15 protein-coding genes and 1 tRNA gene are annotated in these 17697 nt (G+C 42.9%); 6 read left to right on the plus strand and 10 right to left on the minus strand.

Going from position 1 to position 17697, the window contains the following annotated elements:
* Nucleotides 1-109 precede the first annotated feature (109 nt).
* The 4 genes from tuf (at nucleotide 110) to nusG (ending at nucleotide 2384) form a co-directional block, all read left to right on the plus strand.
* Nucleotides 110-1297, plus strand: coding sequence for an elongation factor Tu (tuf, locus tag K9M52_RS04995; RefSeq protein ID WP_224070960.1), 1188 nt, complete (start codon nucleotides 110-112; stop codon nucleotides 1295-1297).
* An 84-nt stretch (nucleotides 1298-1381) separates the two neighbouring features.
* Nucleotides 1382-1452: transfer RNA gene (locus K9M52_RS05000), tRNA-Trp, on the plus strand.
* A gap of 93 nt (nucleotides 1453-1545) precedes the next feature.
* Nucleotides 1546-1740 carry a preprotein translocase subunit SecE gene (secE, locus tag K9M52_RS05005; protein WP_224070961.1) on the plus strand — a complete coding sequence of 65 codons (195 nt, stop codon included), beginning with the start codon at nucleotides 1546-1548 and terminating at the stop codon, nucleotides 1738-1740.
* A gap of 26 nt (nucleotides 1741-1766) precedes the next feature.
* Nucleotides 1767-2384, plus strand: a complete 618-nt coding sequence (nusG, locus tag K9M52_RS05010) for a transcription termination/antitermination protein NusG (protein WP_224070962.1) — start codon at nucleotides 1767-1769, stop codon at nucleotides 2382-2384.
* A 223-nt stretch (nucleotides 2385-2607) separates the two neighbouring features.
* On the opposite strand, the gene K9M52_RS05015 is transcribed toward nusG, so the two are convergent.
* Nucleotides 2608-3147, minus strand: coding sequence for a Dps family protein (locus K9M52_RS05015; protein ID WP_224070963.1), 540 nt, complete (start codon nucleotides 3145-3147; stop codon nucleotides 2608-2610).
* 305 nt (nucleotides 3148-3452) lie between these two features.
* Between K9M52_RS05015 and K9M52_RS05020 the strand changes: the two genes are divergently transcribed.
* Nucleotides 3453-3785: a 2Fe-2S iron-sulfur cluster-binding protein gene (locus K9M52_RS05020; protein WP_224070964.1), complete on the plus strand. Its 333-nt coding sequence runs from the start codon at nucleotides 3453-3455 to the stop codon at nucleotides 3783-3785.
* Nucleotides 3786-3792: 7 nt separating this feature from the next.
* On the opposite strand, the gene K9M52_RS05025 is transcribed toward K9M52_RS05020, so the two are convergent.
* The gene (locus tag K9M52_RS05025) at nucleotides 3793-4491 is read right to left on the minus strand and encodes an NAD-dependent epimerase/dehydratase family protein (protein WP_224070965.1); all 699 of its coding nucleotides are present in this window, start codon (nucleotides 4489-4491) and stop codon (nucleotides 3793-3795) included.
* A 91-nt stretch (nucleotides 4492-4582) separates the two neighbouring features.
* Between K9M52_RS05025 and lysS the strand changes: the two genes are divergently transcribed.
* Nucleotides 4583-6100 carry a lysine--tRNA ligase gene (lysS, locus tag K9M52_RS05030; protein WP_224070966.1) on the plus strand — a complete coding sequence of 506 codons (1518 nt, stop codon included), beginning with the start codon at nucleotides 4583-4585 and terminating at the stop codon, nucleotides 6098-6100.
* A gap of 118 nt (nucleotides 6101-6218) precedes the next feature.
* On the opposite strand, the gene K9M52_RS05035 is transcribed toward lysS, so the two are convergent.
* The 8 genes from K9M52_RS05035 to K9M52_RS05070 form a co-directional block, all read right to left on the minus strand.
* Nucleotides 6219-7085 carry a hypothetical protein gene (locus K9M52_RS05035; RefSeq protein WP_224070967.1) on the minus strand — a complete coding sequence of 289 codons (867 nt, stop codon included), beginning with the start codon at nucleotides 7083-7085 and terminating at the stop codon, nucleotides 6219-6221.
* Between the two features lie 220 nt (nucleotides 7086-7305).
* The gene (locus K9M52_RS05040) at nucleotides 7306-8652 is read right to left on the minus strand and encodes a DUF4302 domain-containing protein (RefSeq protein ID WP_224070968.1); all 1347 of its coding nucleotides are present in this window, start codon (nucleotides 8650-8652) and stop codon (nucleotides 7306-7308) included.
* A gap of 40 nt (nucleotides 8653-8692) precedes the next feature.
* Complete coding sequence (locus K9M52_RS05045; protein ID WP_224070969.1) at nucleotides 8693-10075, minus strand: zinc-binding metallopeptidase; 1383 nt, start codon at nucleotides 10073-10075, stop codon at nucleotides 8693-8695.
* 55 nt (nucleotides 10076-10130) lie between these two features.
* Nucleotides 10131-11597 carry a RagB/SusD family nutrient uptake outer membrane protein gene (locus K9M52_RS05050; RefSeq protein ID WP_224070970.1) on the minus strand — a complete coding sequence of 489 codons (1467 nt, stop codon included), beginning with the start codon at nucleotides 11595-11597 and terminating at the stop codon, nucleotides 10131-10133.
* Between the two features lie 22 nt (nucleotides 11598-11619).
* Nucleotides 11620-14970 (minus strand): SusC/RagA family TonB-linked outer membrane protein, encoded by a 3351-nt coding sequence (locus K9M52_RS05055; RefSeq protein ID WP_224070971.1) that lies wholly within the window; start codon nucleotides 14968-14970, stop codon nucleotides 11620-11622.
* Between the two features lie 156 nt (nucleotides 14971-15126).
* On the minus strand, nucleotides 15127-16170 hold the full coding sequence (locus tag K9M52_RS05060; RefSeq protein WP_224070972.1) for a FecR family protein: 1044 nt from the start codon (nucleotides 16168-16170) through the stop codon (nucleotides 15127-15129).
* Nucleotides 16171-16178: 8 nt separating this feature from the next.
* On the minus strand, nucleotides 16179-16745 hold the full coding sequence (locus K9M52_RS05065; RefSeq protein WP_224070973.1) for a sigma-70 family RNA polymerase sigma factor: 567 nt from the start codon (nucleotides 16743-16745) through the stop codon (nucleotides 16179-16181).
* A 443-nt stretch (nucleotides 16746-17188) separates the two neighbouring features.
* A complete protein-coding gene (locus K9M52_RS05070) occupies nucleotides 17189-17452 on the minus strand; it encodes a carboxypeptidase-like regulatory domain-containing protein (RefSeq protein ID WP_224070974.1) in 264 nt (87 codons plus the stop codon).
* Nucleotides 17453-17697 lie beyond the last annotated feature (245 nt).

Consider the following 17697-nt stretch of genomic DNA (forward strand, 5'->3'; position numbering starts at 1 on the left):
ATATTAATATACATTTGCACGAAATTTAAACTTTTTTATAAAATCTGGTCTGTGGTCATGCGACTGTGGACCGTTGCATTGTAAAACCACAACAAAAAACCGATTTAAAATGTCAAAAGAGACCTTTAAGAGGGAGAAACCCCACGTAAACATTGGTACCATTGGTCACGTTGACCACGGTAAAACCACTTTAACAGCAGCCATCACAACTATCCTGTCTCAACAGGGTCTGGCTCAGGTAAGAAACTATGACGATATCGACGGAGCTCCTGAAGAAAAAGAGCGCGGTATCACTATCAACACCGCTCACGTTGAGTATCAGACGACAACGCGTCACTACGCACACGTTGACTGTCCGGGCCACGCTGACTACGTAAAAAACATGATTACTGGTGCTGCCCAGATGGACGGCGCTATCCTGGTTGTGGCTTCTACCGACGGTCCTATGCCTCAAACTAAAGAGCACATCCTGTTAGCTCGTCAGGTAGGTGTACCAAGAATCGTCGTTTTCATGAATAAAGTTGACCTGGTTGACGATCCTGAATTGTTAGACCTGGTTGAAATGGAAATCCGTGAATTATTAAGCTCTTATGGATTTGATGGTGACAACACGCCTATCATCAAAGGTTCCGCTACTGGTGCCCTGGCTGGTGAAGAAAAATGGGTTGCAGCTATCAATGAATTAATGGCCGCAGTTGATGAATATATTCCTCTGCCTCCTCGTCCGGTAGATCTGCCGTTCCTGATGTCTGTTGAGGACGTATTCACTATCACTGGTCGTGGTACTGTTGCCACTGGACGTATCGAGCGTGGTATCATCAAAGTTGGTGAGCCAGTTGAAATCGTTGGTCTGGTTGAAACGCCTTTACAGTCTACTTGTACCGGTGTTGAAATGTTTAAGAAAATTCTGGACGAAGGTCAGGCTGGTGACAACGCCGGTATCCTGCTTCGTGGTATTGAAAAGAAAGATATCCGTCGCGGTATGGTAATTTGTAAACCAAAATCCATCACTCCGCACACTGAATTCAAATGCGAAGTTTATGTACTGAGCAAAGAAGAAGGTGGACGTCACACGCCTTTCTTTACTAAATACCGTCCTCAGTTCTATTTCCGTACGACTGACGTTACTGGTGAAGTTAGCCTTCCTGAAGGAACTGAAATGGTTATGCCAGGTGATAACGTAAGCCTTACTGTTAAACTGATCATGCCTATCGCAATGGAAAAAGGATTGAAATTCGCTATCCGTGAAGGTGGACGTACAGTTGGTGCAGGTCAGGTTACTGAAATCATCAAATAAGTCGTTTCTAACTAGTTCTTTAGTATAGACACAATATAAAAACCAATTAGCTAATTGGCACACGCTAATTAGCTAATTGTTTCTACGGGCATGGTGCAACGGTAGCATACGGGTCTCCAAAACCTTTGATCTGGGTTCGAATCCTAGTGCCCGTGCAAAAATTGAGATTAATTTGAACCAAGTGGTGAAGTTTTCACGACCAGTTCAAATTATTTTCATATAATTGCATTTCATTATTATCACTTAGAATGAGTAAAGTATCCTCCTATTTAAAGGAATCTTACGAAGAGTTAATGCATAAGGTGACCTGGCCTACCTGGTCAGAGTTGCAGCAATCTACTGCTATTGTATTGGTATCCACAGTTTTAATTACTGCCGTTGTATGGCTAATGGACACCGCTAGCAGTTCCGTGCTCAAATTCATCTATTCTCTCTTCAAGTAATATTCACCCTTAAGGAAATAACAGCCATGGTAACCGAAGAAAATGTAAATCCGCAAAATAACGCTGCCGGCGAGGAGTCTCAGGAAGAGAACACCAAATGGTACGTATTGCGGGTGGTGAGCGGAAAAGAAAAGAAAATCAAAGAATATCTGGACAAGGACATTATTCGTAATGAATGGTCTGATATTATCAAGCAGGTTTTCTTACCCATGGAAAAGATCTGGTATGTACAAAAGGGTAAGAAAGTAATGCGCGAAAAGAACTATTATCCTGGTTATGTGATGATTGAGGTGGCAAAAGGGAAGTTAACCGATGATATTGTTCAACATATCAGCGGCATCACCAATATCATGCATTTCTTAACAGACGGCAAGGGCAGCAAAGGAAATATCATCTCTCTGCGTCGTTCCGAGGTCAATAAAATGCTTGGTAAAGTAGACGAAATGAATGATCAGGGTGAAATCATCAATGAGCCATTTATTGTTGGGGAGACTATTAAAATCATTGAAGGACCATTTAATGACTTTAATGGTGTCATCGAAGAGATCAATGACGAGAAGAAGAAGTTAAAGGTGACAGTTAAGATATTTGGCCGTTCTACACCAGTGGAACTGAGCTATGTTCAGGTAGAAAAAGTACTGTAAGGTTTATTCCTTACGCTTTTTCACCGTCTTTTGCAACGCTAACTGCCTATACGGCATTAATAAGCAGCTAATAATTGATTGATTATCAATTATTAGCTGCTTTCTTTTTATCTTTCCAAAATAATCCTTGCCAAAACTGCAAACCGGCTCATCCCGGATCCTTTTTCAATATAAACGCCGTTCTATCTGTGACCGGCGGCGGTCTGAGGGGTAGGGATCTATTCTATTTTGTATTGGAGATATAGCTACGGATAAACCAGGCCCACTCTTCATGGCGCTGCAGAAGTCCTGTAATAAAATCTGCGCTCCCGGCATCCTTGAACTTGTCTTCAAAATCATCAATATCATTTCTCAGATACCGGATGATGGTTTCGTGATCACTGAGCAGGTTCTTCAGCTGTTCGATCTGATCATTCGTGTATTCTCCCTCTAATAAATTCGCCTGCTTCAGGAAGTCCTGAAGGCGCCCTTGTGCATAATGGCCTATTTTACGAATTCTTTCTGCCACCTGGTCGATAACTTCGGCCAGCTCATTATAAAGCCTTTCATAGAAAAGATGCATTTCCATAAAATTAGGGCCTTCAACATTCCAGTGATAATTACGGGTTTTGGCATAGAGTATTTGTTCATCTGCCAGTAATTGCTGCAGCTTGTTGGCCACAGCTTGCGCATGTGTCGGTGTGATTCCGATTTCAACTGGGGTACTAACTTTTGTTTTCTTGAGTTTCTCGCCGGTAGCGGCTTTAAGTTTTCCGTTTTTCATAATGCTTGTTTTTAATAATTCTATGGGCAAAATAGCCTTGTAATTAGAAAGGGTCGGCGTACAAGTTAAGAGTCTCTTGCTTCCCGCTGCAACAGCAGTTCCTTATCTTTTTTGGGTAGTGCTGTTCTGGCTACTGGCCTGACTGCTGTCATAAAGTTAGGACAGCATAGATACAGCACCAAAAGGACAAGGTTAATAAATTGATAGAATTTAGCGACGCAATCCTTGATTTTGAATATGACAGGGCAAGTCAGCGCTCGATTATGTACCTTTGAGCCAACCGCAGCAGCAGTGGTATTATGCTCATGGAAGACCATCTCATTGAACTGACCGTTCTGGACGTAGACGAATCTTATACAATAACAGCTTATCCTGGCCAATATCGCAGTTTAATGATGATGTTGTATGACCAGATCTATCTGGAGGATTTCGGGGAATGCCTGGGAATGGGCAGATGCGCTACCTGTGCTGTTTCTATTGAATCCTCAAAGGTTCCTCTTACCCAGTTTAACCGCAATGAGCGGGTGACCCTGTCTAAAGAAGGAATTACAGACCCGGATATTCATTTATCCTGCCAGATTGTAGTGGATGAAAGTCTGGACGGTGCGATCATCCGGATTTATCATCCTGAAGACTAAAAACAGGTTACAAAAACTGATGGCCGAAGTACTTTTCGATCAGCTGCTGTGTATATAACCGCGGGTCTGCTTCCAATCTGAGCTGTCTGAATAATGTCTCGGCCAAAGATTTATCCGTGTGATAATAAACACCTTTATCCACAAGGCGATAGTTCGCTTTCAGTCCAGAGAGCACTTCAAACTGATGAACAATTTCGTAAATGGGTATATCTGCAGGATGCGTCAGAAACAGGACCTCATTACAGCTTCCCTGCTTAACAGCAGCATCTGCCATCTGAGCCAGATGGGCCACATCGATCAAATTCCGGGTGGTTTTAGTCCAGATATCAAAAGGCTCACCATTTTGAAGATGACGGAAGATAAAATTCATCAGATTACCCGGCTGCCTGCTGTGCCCTACTACATTAGAAGTTCTGAGAATCAAAAACCGGTCCGCCTCAGCCTTGATAAGGCTTTCCATATTCAGCTTATGTTGCAAGTAAGGGGTGTTATTTTCCGGATGCCTGTCATCAACGCTATAGGAGCTTACGTAGACAAATAACTTGTCAGTATGGCGGGCTATTTGTTCGCTGAGCAATGTCCGTTCTCTTAATCTGGCTTCGGAGTCTGCGCCCTTCAAATTAGAGAGCCCGGAAGCCGCATATAAGACCTCTTCCCTATCAACCGCCTTGAGTGCCGTTGCAATCATCCCACCACCTAAAACCATAGCTTTTATTGGTTTAAAATCGATTAACGTATGGCAGTAAAATTAAGAAGCCTTTCCCGAATTCCCGAATTCCTTATTATCTTTGCGCACTATGAGTCAGAATCTTTCAGAACAAGAAATTATCCGGAGAGAAAAGTTGAAAGCGCTGGAGGCCGCAGGCATCCAGGCGTATCCTGCTCCGCTTTACCCCGTATCACATTATTCTCAGGATATCAAGTCCGCCTTTACAGAGGACAATAAGGATGCATTTGCCGATGTCACGCTGGCCGGCAGGGTCATGAGTATTAACGATAAAGGCAAGGTATTCTTTATCAAGATCCAGGACAGTAAGGGAATCATCCAATTATATGTCAAAAGAGATGAAATCTGCCCGCAGGAAGACAAATCTTTCTGGAGCTTGGTTATAAAAGGCCTGGATCTTGGCGATTTTCTGGGTGTCAAAGGATTTGTATTTATTACACGGACAGGAGAAACTTCTATACATGCAAAAGAGCTGACTTTACTGGCTAAATCCCTGAAGCCACTTCCGGTGGTTAAAAGAGATGAATCCGGTCAGGTTTTTGACGCGGTTTCTGATCCGGAATTCCGCTATCGTCAGCGGTATGCAGATTTGGTCATCAACCCGGATGTAAAAGATACTTTTATTAAGCGGACAAAAATTATCAATACGATCCGTGAATTCCTGAATGCGCAGGGTGCGCTTGAGGTGGACACACCTGTCCTGCAGGCCATCCCGGGTGGCGCCGCCGCAAGACCTTTTATCACCCATCACAATGCGCTGGATATTCCTTTCTACCTGCGTATCGCCAACGAGCTGTACCTGAAAAGGCTCATTGTCGGTGGCTTTGACTGGGTATATGAGTTTAGCAGAAATTTCAGGAATGAAGGTATGGACCGGACCCATAATCCAGAGTTCACCGTTCTGGAATGGTATACGGCTTATAAGGACTATATCTGGATGATGGAAACCACAGAGCAGTTAATGGAGAAATTAGCTATCGCCATCCATGGAACAACCGAAGTGCCGCTAGGAGATAAAACCATTAGTTTCAAGGCTCCCTTCAAGAGGATATCTATTTTTGATGCTATTAAGGAGAACACCGGCATTGACATTAGCGACAAAGACGAAGAAGGCTTAAGGGATGTCTGCAAAGAATTAAAAATAGAGGTTCCTCCCAATATCGGAAAAGGCAAGCTCATTGATGAAATCTTCGGTGAAACTGCTGAACATACATACACTCAGCCAACATTCATTATAGACTACCCTATAGAGATGTCGCCTTTGACTAAAAAGCACCGGGAGAAGCAAGGACTGGTAGAACGTTTCGAGCTGATGATCAATGGCAAGGAAATCGCTAATGCTTACAGTGAGCTGAATGATCCGGTCGATCAACGTGAACGTTTTGAAGAACAATCCAAACTCATGGAAAGAGGTGATGACGAAGCCATGTTTATCGACCAAGACTTCTTAAGGGCCCTTGAATATGGTATGCCTCCTACCAGTGGTATCGGTATCGGTATTGACAGGCTGGTCATGATGCTGACCAATCAGGCATCCATCCAGGATGTACTTTTATTCCCGCAAATGCGCCCGGAGAAACAGGATTAATTTCAATAAAATTCGTTATAAAAAGGCCCCGAAATTTCGGGGCTCTTCTCTTCTTAATTGCCAAAACATTAGGTATCAAAATTGGTCGCTGTCTGACCTGAATCCGAATAAATAAACCTTAATTTGTAGGAACCGGCAATGGGTCTTCAGACACAGGGACAGCCCCTGGGTCATCAGACGGCACAGAGTTATCAATCAAAACTTTATAGGGCCCCCAATACTCCCAATACCTTTCCGGTAACGGCTCTCCGGTCTTTAAAGGAAATTCAGTAATGATCGCAGGATTAATTGGACGAGGATAAAAGTCATCCAGAATACTGGGAGGAAAAGCAGACTCAATAGAGATACTATGCAGATAGGCTATATTAGCCATCGGATTTGAACCTGATTTGAACGGAATATAATTTCCATTGCTCTCATGAAAAAACAAGAACATCGGTTCAAAGACATATCCAGGGATATCATTACCTGCATTCAGAATCGCCTCAAACCTATCGACTGTAGACAAATGAAAGAAATTAATTCCATTTGCATTAAATGCTCCGATCACCGCCTGATTTAATATGGAAAAGTCTTCTGGGCTAATTAAGCTTAATAATGACACGCAAGAAGCAGAATCCGTAAACGGCAAAAGGGGTTGAAGAGCATCTACAGGTGTCCCGTTATCTGGAGAAGTTGGCAATTCAGGACCAGATGATTCATGGGGCGTTGGCGGAACATAGTTTTCAAAATAATAGTCTCTGCACGCCAGATAATTTGCTATAGCTTCAGCACTTGTGGAATCAATCAATTGTTCTTTAATGAGCTTCCTCCAACATTCGTTGAGATCCATAGTAGAACCGAGTTCAATTGCCTCCGAATTCATATAAGCATTGTTTAAAGGCGAATATAATAGTTCGGATTCTGGAGTTCGAGATTCCAACTGAGATCGTTTATTACAACAAATAAAAAAAATAGCGAAAAAAACAGCCAATAAGTACTTCATAGTTTTTAAGTTTTAATTAAAAAATAAACACCCAAATATGGAGTGAGTTGTACTTCCCAATATCTTAATAAAAATCTTATTCCAAAATCACAGACTTTAAAGAAAGCCGCCCTTCGTCAAGAATTGAATTAACTAAATTAATAATATGCGTCCATTTAGACTTCGAGAATGGCCCCTGAAACAGCCCATTAATAATACTGAAGATCACTTGTCAACATATTTATAAGTTATATGTTCCTCCGGTAAAGGCAAAATCTGGATGTTCAATACTGGTAAAAGATGCAAGAATTCCCGCATCAGGATCCACATAATAATCCAACTGAAAGGTGTCCTTTTCCAAGCGATCCGCCAAAATCGGGTTAAATTTGGCGCGGTGGGTATTCGCATTGCCATTCATCGTATTCAGTGTGAATTTAACCTTTCCGTCGTTGGTCATCGTATAGTTATAAGAATAAGTCGCATTATACCTTGTGCTGCCAGATAAATACAGTAAAACAAAGTCCATTGTCTTCGCGTCCGTATTAAAGTTCATCGTCAGTTGTTCAAACGTTCTGCCGGTATTCCCAAAACTGGTCGTCACCTGATGAAACCGGGTAGCAAAGTCAGCTGACCAACCCGGAAAACTTGTGACAATAGGAATAAGCACTGTATTAAAGGTAGCTCCCAGCGCAACGAAAGCGGGAATAATGGGTTTGTCTGCAACCAAGACATCCGCAATGGCCCCATCAGCGAAACTACTGATTAGCTTGTCGTTATGCTTATCCAGTGTTACTCCCTTTAAAATCGATCCGTTAAAAGGAAGGGAATCCAACGCCTCTATCCCCTTTAATGTAAAGGCAAAATTGCAGGATTTATAGTCAGCCGTTTGCGCGTCCACCCAGGTCAACGTCAGCTTCTTGCCACTAACATCTGCAGACAGCTGATATTGAGTCCCATTTTGGGCTTTTAGATAGATAAAGGGATGCGTATTTAAATAAGTGATAAAGTCTACAATTGATCCATACAAGTCTCCCTCCAGGTAGGCCTTCTTCTCATCAGCAGAGGCTTTTCTCATGACCAGTTTCGTATCATTATAACGTCCGATCAACGTCATTTTCGAGACCTCTTCCGGGTGCTCATTCATTCTCTCCAGCAAGGAATCCGTTACATAGAATTCAAAATCCGAAACCAACCCGGCACCAAAGCTACCCCCATTCACGTTGGCATTCGGATCGGCCAATAAATGAATATAGGAATAGGTATCAAAAATGAGGGTGGGTTGCTGTAACGCCTTTAATCTGAAACTACCTTCACGCACATGGACGGTAGTGGCCGAATCAAAATCGCATAACATCTTCACGCGGTTTCGATCGTCAAACTGCATCCAGAAACTATAGCCTCCGCCATCTTCCGTTGCAATGGTCGCCACCCAACCGTCTGAGGCCTTATCCAGCACCATCTGAAAATTGCTGAGTGCCTTCTTAATGCGTACATCTGCTGATTGCGAGAACACGCGTGTATCATCTTTTTTACAAGACGACACGACCAACAAAATACCTATAAAAACATATTGAATCAATCTTTTCATTGTATGTATTTTACCGTTAATTATGCGAACATTTCACTCTTTAATACCCTAATTTACCCTGCATATAGGAAGATTCGTCGTCATTCTGGTATATAGCACCAATCTGTGTTTTGGCATATGGATCCGGCTTTCCATTCGGCCATTTTGCAATAAATGTATTACTCGACAAATAATCAAAAAATGGCTGCATCGTACTTTTGTAATAATTGGCGTTACTTCCGTTATAACCATCTCTATTGTGGAAAATGATCGGTGGCCCAAATGTCATCTCACCGGCAGCATTTTTCTCCATGTGAAATCTGATATCAGCCAAATAATAGGAGCTGCTTCCATCATCGGGATGCATCCGCCAATGCAGCAACAACGTATCCTCATGTGTAAATCTAAAATATAAGCTGTCAGGAATATCGTGTAAATTAGCTTTGACAGCTTCAATGACCTGTCCCAGCGTCTGATCAAATTTCCCGTGCAGATTTCCCGCAAAATCAGCATTCCCAAAATATAAACTATGATACTGCCCGGAGGCGCCCAGATCAGTCGTCAGTGGGATCACCGGAGCCGGAACAATCTCATCCAGTGCTTGATATACGCTGGCCTGTAGTTCCCTAAAATCGATATTCCATTTCGTTTTAAAATAGTCGACCACCATTTCTTCTTTAGCTCTTAACTTTTGCTGGCCGTCAGCAGCCTGCTCCCCTACTAAATGATCAAAGTAAGCCTGCCCTTCTACCAAAAGTGTTGAGACCGTTTCAACAAAATCGTCATCATAGCCCGAAGACGCATAAGGCGTCACAAAACCCAACGCATGTGCCTCAGCAGCCGAAACATTGGCCCACTGGGCAGTATAATCCCCTCCAGGGCAAATCGACTTAAATGCCGGATCATACAGCTTGTTTTGATGCAGAATATGGGCAAACTCATGCTCTACTGTATGCATCATCCTGATGACCATATCCCGTTTGGCAATATCCAAATCATTTATCTCGTATAAAAGCACCTTCTTGCCTCCTTCCGCTTCTCCTATTGTAATCGTACCATTGGAGTTATAGCTAGCACTGCCGACCAAAACAATCTGCTTGGGCACCAGAGATTTGAAAAAATTATCTCCAGCAATCTGAACATAAGTATCCATCCAGACTCGTTTTAATACCCTGAGCACCGGTATCACCCGTTCTTCTTTAGGCGGCGTCAGGTCCCTGGTCAAGCTCTGTTCAAATTCGTCGAACTTGTATTTAACTTCTATATTAAAAGGCACCGTAAGTGTATCATAGACCCATTTATCAATACTGGTCTTAGCCCAGGTATCGCCACCTAAACCAGGCAAGTCAGAAATATCTACCACATTATCCTTCCGGCAGGAAAAGCATAAAAAAGTGCTTAGTAAAAAGAGTACCGATATATGTTGCCAAATTGACTTTTTCATTCGTTTGAAATTTTTCTAAAAGTATGTATTCAGTTAAGTAGCCTGATTATAAATGCTATCGGGGATTGAGTTCCACACCCGACAATACCGCAGATTGTGGTATCTGCAGTACCCTTCTCGGATCATCCGGCGCGACGATAACACTGTCAACGATAACCTGCCGGGTATTTCTGATATAATGCTTAACCGTAAGCCCGTTGCGGATGATATCAAACCATCTTTGTCCCTCCTCTACAAATTCCGCCCTTTTGAAATCCAGCACGACGTTCACCAGCGCCTGCGTGGGATCGGCTTCGTCGTAGAAAGTTTCCGCCTTTTCTACAGTCACGGCATTTGAGGTCGGGTTGTAATTTTCAAATCGCTGACTGGCATAGGTATTCAGGTCATTTATACAGTTGTCAAACTGATCTAACCTGGCATAAGCTTCTGCCCGGTTCAACAAGACCTCTTCTGTGGTAAACTGTGGGATCATCGAATAATCCTGGCCGAAGTTCGGATCCTCAGGTGCATAGAAGAAATAAGACCATTTAGGCACATTGTGGTAATCTGATTGTCCGAAAATCGGCATGGCCCATGAGCGGTTCCCCGTTACATTATTGCCCAGGATCTTGCTTGACAAAGCATCCGATAAACCAAAGCGCATGGAGGCAAAATTCCGGTCCCACCAGGAAGACGCCTGTATTAATAACAGATTCGCGTTCTCTGAGCTTTTCGTGTAAATAGCCCTCATTTCATCGTAAGACAGGTTGGAATAAGTGGTCAGCCAGGGACGCATATTTTTAACGAAGTTTCCCGTTGGAAAAGCCGCTTTTGCAGCTTCAACCACTTTGACATAGTCCCGTTTGAACAGATAGAATCTGGAGGCAAACGCATTGGCAGACTGCGTCGTAAAATGGTACTTAGGCACGTCATATTCATGGCCGGCCAGCAAGGGAAGACCTTCTTCCAGGTCCTTTTCAATTTTATCATAATCTTCCTGAACTGTCCCCCGGCTATAGTCTTTAAAAACAACGGTCTCCGGTTCCGTGACGTAAGGGATTCCCGGATCATTGGCAGCGGTAGCCGGGTCATACACTTTAGCGAACAGCGTAACCAGCATAAAATGGGCAAATGCCCTGCAGACCAGCGCTTCACCTTTCTGTGCAGCATATTCGTCCGGATCGGGAGCCTTGGCTATCGCATCCAATGCCTGGTTTGCAGCAGCAATGGCTGCATAAGCCTGCATCCAGTAATACTCAGGTGTATCCTGGGCATCTTTTATTATATCTTTAAACCGGTAAGCATCACTATTCTCCTGATTAAAGTCTACCCGACCCTCCCCTTTGTCATCTGCATTATCTGACATGGCTTCTAAAAACGGGATATAAGAAGCACTGGGATAGGCCGTTGTCAACAGCTCTGCTACTTTATCAACAGAATTCAGGGAAGTACGGTTGTCCGGTAACTTATCCAAAAACTTATTGCAGCTGAGTATCGTAAATGTAGTTGCCAATAAGCCAGTGTATACAAATCTTAATTTCATCTGTTTTCTTTTTACGAATTATTTAAAACGACGCCTTCAAAGTCAACGTAAACTGCTTCTGTATAGGTTGAGCAACCCCACCTGCATTAAAGAATTCAGGGTCCTGCCCTTCCAGCTTCGAATCGGAATAGAGCATCCAGAGATTATACCCGGTTAACATGAGAGAAGCGGATTGCATTTTTAAGGATTTTGCCATTTTTGACGATAATCTGTAGGCCAGCGAAATGGTCTTCATCCGGATAAAATCACCCTTGGCTACTCGTTCGGTAGAATAATTATAGGCATTGTAAGGATATCCCTCCGTCAAAGACTCAATTCTTTTATCGGAGATAGCAGGCACCCTGGTTTTCATTTCATCGCCCGGCAGTACCCAACGATCCACAAACTCATTGGGCATAGCATCCAGATCAGAATAAGAGCTGTAAAATGAAGGGTTCAGACGGATTTTATTGCCTGCCTGGAAGCTAAAGAACGCGTTCAGCGTAAAGTTCCCCCAGGTAAAGGAGTTATTCCAGCCTCCTGTTAAAGTCGGATCCACCGGACCGTCGTATTTGAGATATTTCGTGGTTTGAGACTGAAAATAAACGTTATTACTTAAAAGACTGTCCTCATTAATAAACATCGGAGTCCCAAATTCCTTTTTCAGTTCCCTGAAATCGATAGAGAATAAGCCCCTGGCTGGATATCCATCGATAAAGCCGCCTTCAGGCATAATCAGATCAATGATCCTCGGAATATTCTCTGCACGCGTGATCAGCGTATGGTTGATACCGAAAGTGAAGTTTGTATGCCATTTAAAATCCTTTGTTTTAACAGGATCTCCGCCGATCTGCAGTTCAACGCCATCAGAGCTCATATCCGCAAAATTGGCATTTTTAAAAGCCTCTCCACCGATACCGGAGGTCTTAACCGTATTGATCAAATCAAAGCTCTTTCTTTTATACCAGTCAAACGCGAAATTAAGGCGGTTATCAAAAAGCGTTCCGTCAAGGCCGATATTCAATGTATGGAGTTTTTCCCAGGTCAGTTCTGAATTCTCAAGATTCGTTAATTCCAACTGCGTTTCTTTATCAACCGGATATTGTCTGACAGTGGTACCGCTACGGATAATGATCGCCGAATTGGTAGCATTGCCCATGCTGGCCGTTAAACCATAGGAAGCACGTAGCTTCAGGCTATTGATAAAACCCAGGCGCTGCATAAACTTTTCCTGATCCAGATTCCAGGATCCATCAACCGACCAGGTCGGCAGCCACCTCGCTGTTCTTGACTCTCCTAATTTATTCGATCCGTCGTAGCGGCCATTGAAACCGATATTATACTTACTGTCATAACTATAGGAAGCCGTGGCAAAAAATCCTGCAAAACGGTCATCTGTCGGTGTCAGTCCGTACGGGTAGTCATTCGTTTCCAATGTCTTTTTATAAATCAGGTAATTTATAAAGGGGATACCTCCTTTATCATATTGGTAACCGTATCCTTTATTAAAAAACTGTTCCCTGTGGGCTGACCGGATTTCCTGACCACCGAAAAGTGATATAAAATGCTTATCGAAGCTCTGACTATAATTGATCGTATTTCGGATATTAAAGCTGATCAGGTCACTCTGGTCTCTATTGTATAATCCCCCTTCGGGAAGTACAACCACAGCAGGGTTATTTGGAAAATCCGGATCGTTGTACAGATACTTGTTATTGCTGTTGATCACGGAATTCGGATTGGCTCTATAGGCTTCTGCCATATTGGAACTTTCTTTGACGAAGCTTTCTGTGAGTGTTTTAACGGCCCGGATAGAACCCAGAAACTTATAAGAAAGATGGCTATTGAACTTATAACCGACATCACCCTGCAACTTCGCATCAATCACGTTAAGTTTCATGTAATTGTTATCCAGTTCGTGAATAATATTAAACGGGGCATAATTGCGCCGGAAATATTCCAGATCTCCGTTCTGGTCATAAGCAGTCAGAGTCCGGCTCGTATTTAAAGAATAACTGAAGGGATTAATGTCGAAGTCTCTGGAATATGCCCCTTCTACAGGATTGCTGATCCTGGTCAGCGCCCCCGGGGCTCTCTGAACTCTGTAGGAGCCTACCGTACTAAAACCCGCAGTCAGCTTTTCTCCCAATTTATAGTCATTTCTAAAATTCAGAGTAATTCGCTGAACCTTATCTGCAATGGTCCAGCCATTGTCATTATAATAACTTAAAGAAAGGAAATGTCTGGCATTTTCCGTTCCGGAGGATATACTCAAATTATGTTCCTGCATAAAGTTATTCCTGAAAAGCAAATCAAACCAGTCAGTATTGGCCGCGGCATATCGGCGCAAGAAATTATTTCTCGCTTCGGGGGTATTCTCTAGCCCGAATGTCCCGGAAGTTTCATTATACGTATTGATCAGGTCCGCCATTTTCCCATAAACGCCGGCATCCCGCGCATTGGCTAAATCAGCATAGTTCAGCCAGCCCTTACTTTGCATTTCGTTGTAAACAGACATCTGATCCGCAGAATTCATAATGTCAAAACTGCTGTATGACGGCTTCAACTGGCTGCTAAAATTCCCGGTATAACTGATTCTAGGCTTACCGATACGCCCTTTCTTGGTGGTGATTACTATTACGCCATTCATCGCCCTGGCGCCATACATAGCGGTCGCCGCCGCATCTTTCAGAATGTCTATACTTTCAATATCATTTGCATTCAGGCCAGCAACAGATGAGCCTAACAAGGTTGCGGGATCCCCGCTGGATAGCTGATCATTGGAAATATTAATAACATCTTCCAGTACGACCCCATCAACCACCCATAAGGGCTTATTATCGCCTGTAATGGATGTTGCGCCCCGTATTCTGATCTTAGGCGCCGATCCAAAAGTACCGGATACATTCTGTACAGAGACACCGGCGGCCTTACCTTCCAGCATCCGGCTCACATCCAGTTGTCCATGCATCTCCACATCTTCAATTTTAAGCTTCACGGCTGAACCAGAAAAGCGCTTCTTATCGACATTCTGAAAGCCCGTAATGACGACCTCTTTGAGATAAGCCGGATCTTCCGATAGGGTAACCAGCAAGGTTGTATTTTCACCAGCCTTTAATTTGTAACCAGAGATCCGCTTTGGTTTATAACCGACGCTTGTAAAGGTGAAAATATAGCTTTGTTTAGCATTCAAACCCATTATACGAAATGCCCCCACTGTATCCGTCATTTGATTGGCGACTTTGCTGGTCTGCGTATTTTCGATCATCACACTGACATTTGGCAGCGGCTCTCCTTTTTCATTACTGACAACACCGGAGACGGTGGTAGGCTGTTGGGCAAATACAATTATAGAAGAAAATGTCGTCAACAGCAATAAGCAGATTCTGCTCATAAGCCTGAATTTTAGTTGCACCATTCTTAAGTATTATAAAAATTGGGTAATCGCTTTCTATAGGAATACGAAAGAAATACGTTTATCCCCTAAAAAAAATTTAACTTTTTTTAGGCCATCAAAGAAATTCCGGGGCTAATCAATGATATGTACTACTTATTTTTTCCGAATAAGGAAAACGCTGTCTTTAGATTTGATTAATTCCAATCCGTTCGCCCTGGCCAGGTTCCCCAGGACATGCTCAATAGGTTGCGTTTTAGGAATCGAAGCAATAATATTCATATGTTGAATATCTACCGGGGAATATTGAATTTCTACATTATACGCCAAGGCAAGCTGATCCAGTGCATCTTGCATACTCAGATTCTCCAAAGAAATAACAGCGGCTGCTTGCTGCCTGCCGGTCCTGGATTCAGCGACTTTCGAATATTGATGTGCCGTTTGTTTCTTTACAAAATTACTGGTAGTAATAAACCGGTGGCTGCTTTTATAAAAAACAGTAGACATGCCGGGATTTAAATAACAATAATTATCATTCTCATTTTTACCTTTTGACCGGACAACCACTTTCCCTTCGTATAATACGACAGTGACCACATCCGCATCTCCCCGGACCTTGAAACGGGTGCCCAAAGCAGTCGTAGCCACGCCGCCACAAATGACAACAAAACTGCTATTGCTTTCATGGTGTGCTGTAAAATTGGCTTCTCCACTTAAAAAGACTTCTTTCTTAGGGCTTGTGAAACGGGGCAGATAGGTAATACTGGCACCTGGCATAGCCTCTACAACGGAACTGTCGGGTAAAATCCAGATCTGGATCTGATCGGTTGCATTCGTTTTGGTCACCCTTGCAACAGTCACACTTCCAGCCCCAATAGAATCCGGCACTCCTTTACTGTTGTCAAAAAGAAATACGAACAACAAGACCGTAGCTGCAATCAGCCCCGATACCCATATCAGACGCTTAAATTTCAATCGCCGATGTTGATCGATAGCAGCATAGACACCATCCAGTAACTGTTCAGATTTCTCATCCTTTAAGGGTTGCCGATATCGATCATCCATTAGAACCGGATTTTCCTTGCAGAATTCTTCTAAGTAAGATGGATGATCGTGCAGGTACTCCATGACAAGGTGTTCCTGTTCGCTATCGCACTCTCCTGCAACAAACCGCCTCATTAATTCATCACTAATCTGCATCTTTACTATTATAATTTACAAAGGTTTGACAAAATAAATAACAAAAGGAGCAGAAAATGGGAAAAAAAAGGTCTTATATATTTTAAAGCTAAATTAATGTGGTTTTCTACCGTTTTGGTTGAAATTGATAATTTACCGGCAATTTCCTTATGACTCATTTCCTCAAAACGGCTCAATTTAAAAACTTCTCTGCGCATGGGAGGCAGGCTTTCGATCAAAATCTCCAGTTTTTGTTGCGTTTCTTTTAAAAACAAAACCGGCAATACTCCAACTTCATCCCCGCTCGCCAAACTATTGCCCAATACATTCATATGATTTTTCTTGTCATACTTTCGAATCAGGTCTATTAAAGTTGAGTTCGCTACCTGAAAGATCAGTGCGACCATACTTACCTCTACAGGCAAAGACATCCGTTTCTCCCAGATTTTAATAAAAGTCAACTGTACTACCTCCTCCGATATATATTCGGATTTCGTTTTGGAATAGATGTAATTATACACCCGGTGATGATACATGTTGTAGATACTCTTAAAGGCAGATAATCCTTCCCGCTGTAATTGGCTGACCAGATCCATAACACAATTTTTTTTGGTTCTAAGGGTTGCTATGCTTATATTAAAGATATTCTATTTTATTTAACAACCAAATATTTTATTGACAACCTGGCAAACAGAAAGCGTAAAACATCCCTTGTCAGTGGCCATCTTACGCTTCCTATCACTATTGTGCTTTAAACCATGCCAACTCACTGCAAACTTTCCTGAATAGTCACTTATTGTTGCCTAATCGCCTTCATCCTGCTTTTTCCTTTGGTTTTAGCCTGGGAGGTCTCGAGATCATCCAACGCCTAATAGAGACGCTTTCCATCTACTTTTCTTTTTAGCTGAATATAATCGGCCTTTCCCCCATTCCAGAAATCCTTTGCAGCATCGCAGTCACTTTCAGGCAGACGGACATAGTCATTGTAACCTTTCTCTTAGCAAAATCGACGGCCCGCTTTTCTTCCCATCAGTCATGGTTACCGGCGTTTGTGATCCTCATACCCTTTCCGGGAAATGCGGAGCGTATATCTTCCAGTCCGGATACCAGAAAAGGAAAATATACCGCTATCGGCCGTATAGGTTTCAAGACTGGAATACTTAATGTTACTTCCACACACCCGATATCGGGTGATGATCAGCATCCCTGAAAAGCCAGATAGCATCTGAACGCTGCGCAAACGGGAGGCGACCAGCACCTGCATGAATAAAACAACGCCAATAAAAATATGCTGGCAACTCATACATTGTTATTTAGGAGGCAAAGTTGCCACTGAACAATGAGTCAGGTTTACCGAAAAGGGAAACTATTTGTCGCAATCAGGAAAATCTGGCGCAGCAGTTCGTAGTCAAAAAAACTATTCACACCATACAGATAAACACAGGCGACACATAATACTTTTCCGGCATAATTGTGCTTACAAAAAATCCTCCCGGGAAAAACTCGTTCTTTTCCCCGGAGGACATACGGCCAAATATGAACGATCCC

Source organism: Arachidicoccus terrestris, assembly GCF_020042345.1.
Classification (GTDB): Bacteria; Bacteroidota; Bacteroidia; order Chitinophagales; family Chitinophagaceae; genus Arachidicoccus; species Arachidicoccus terrestris.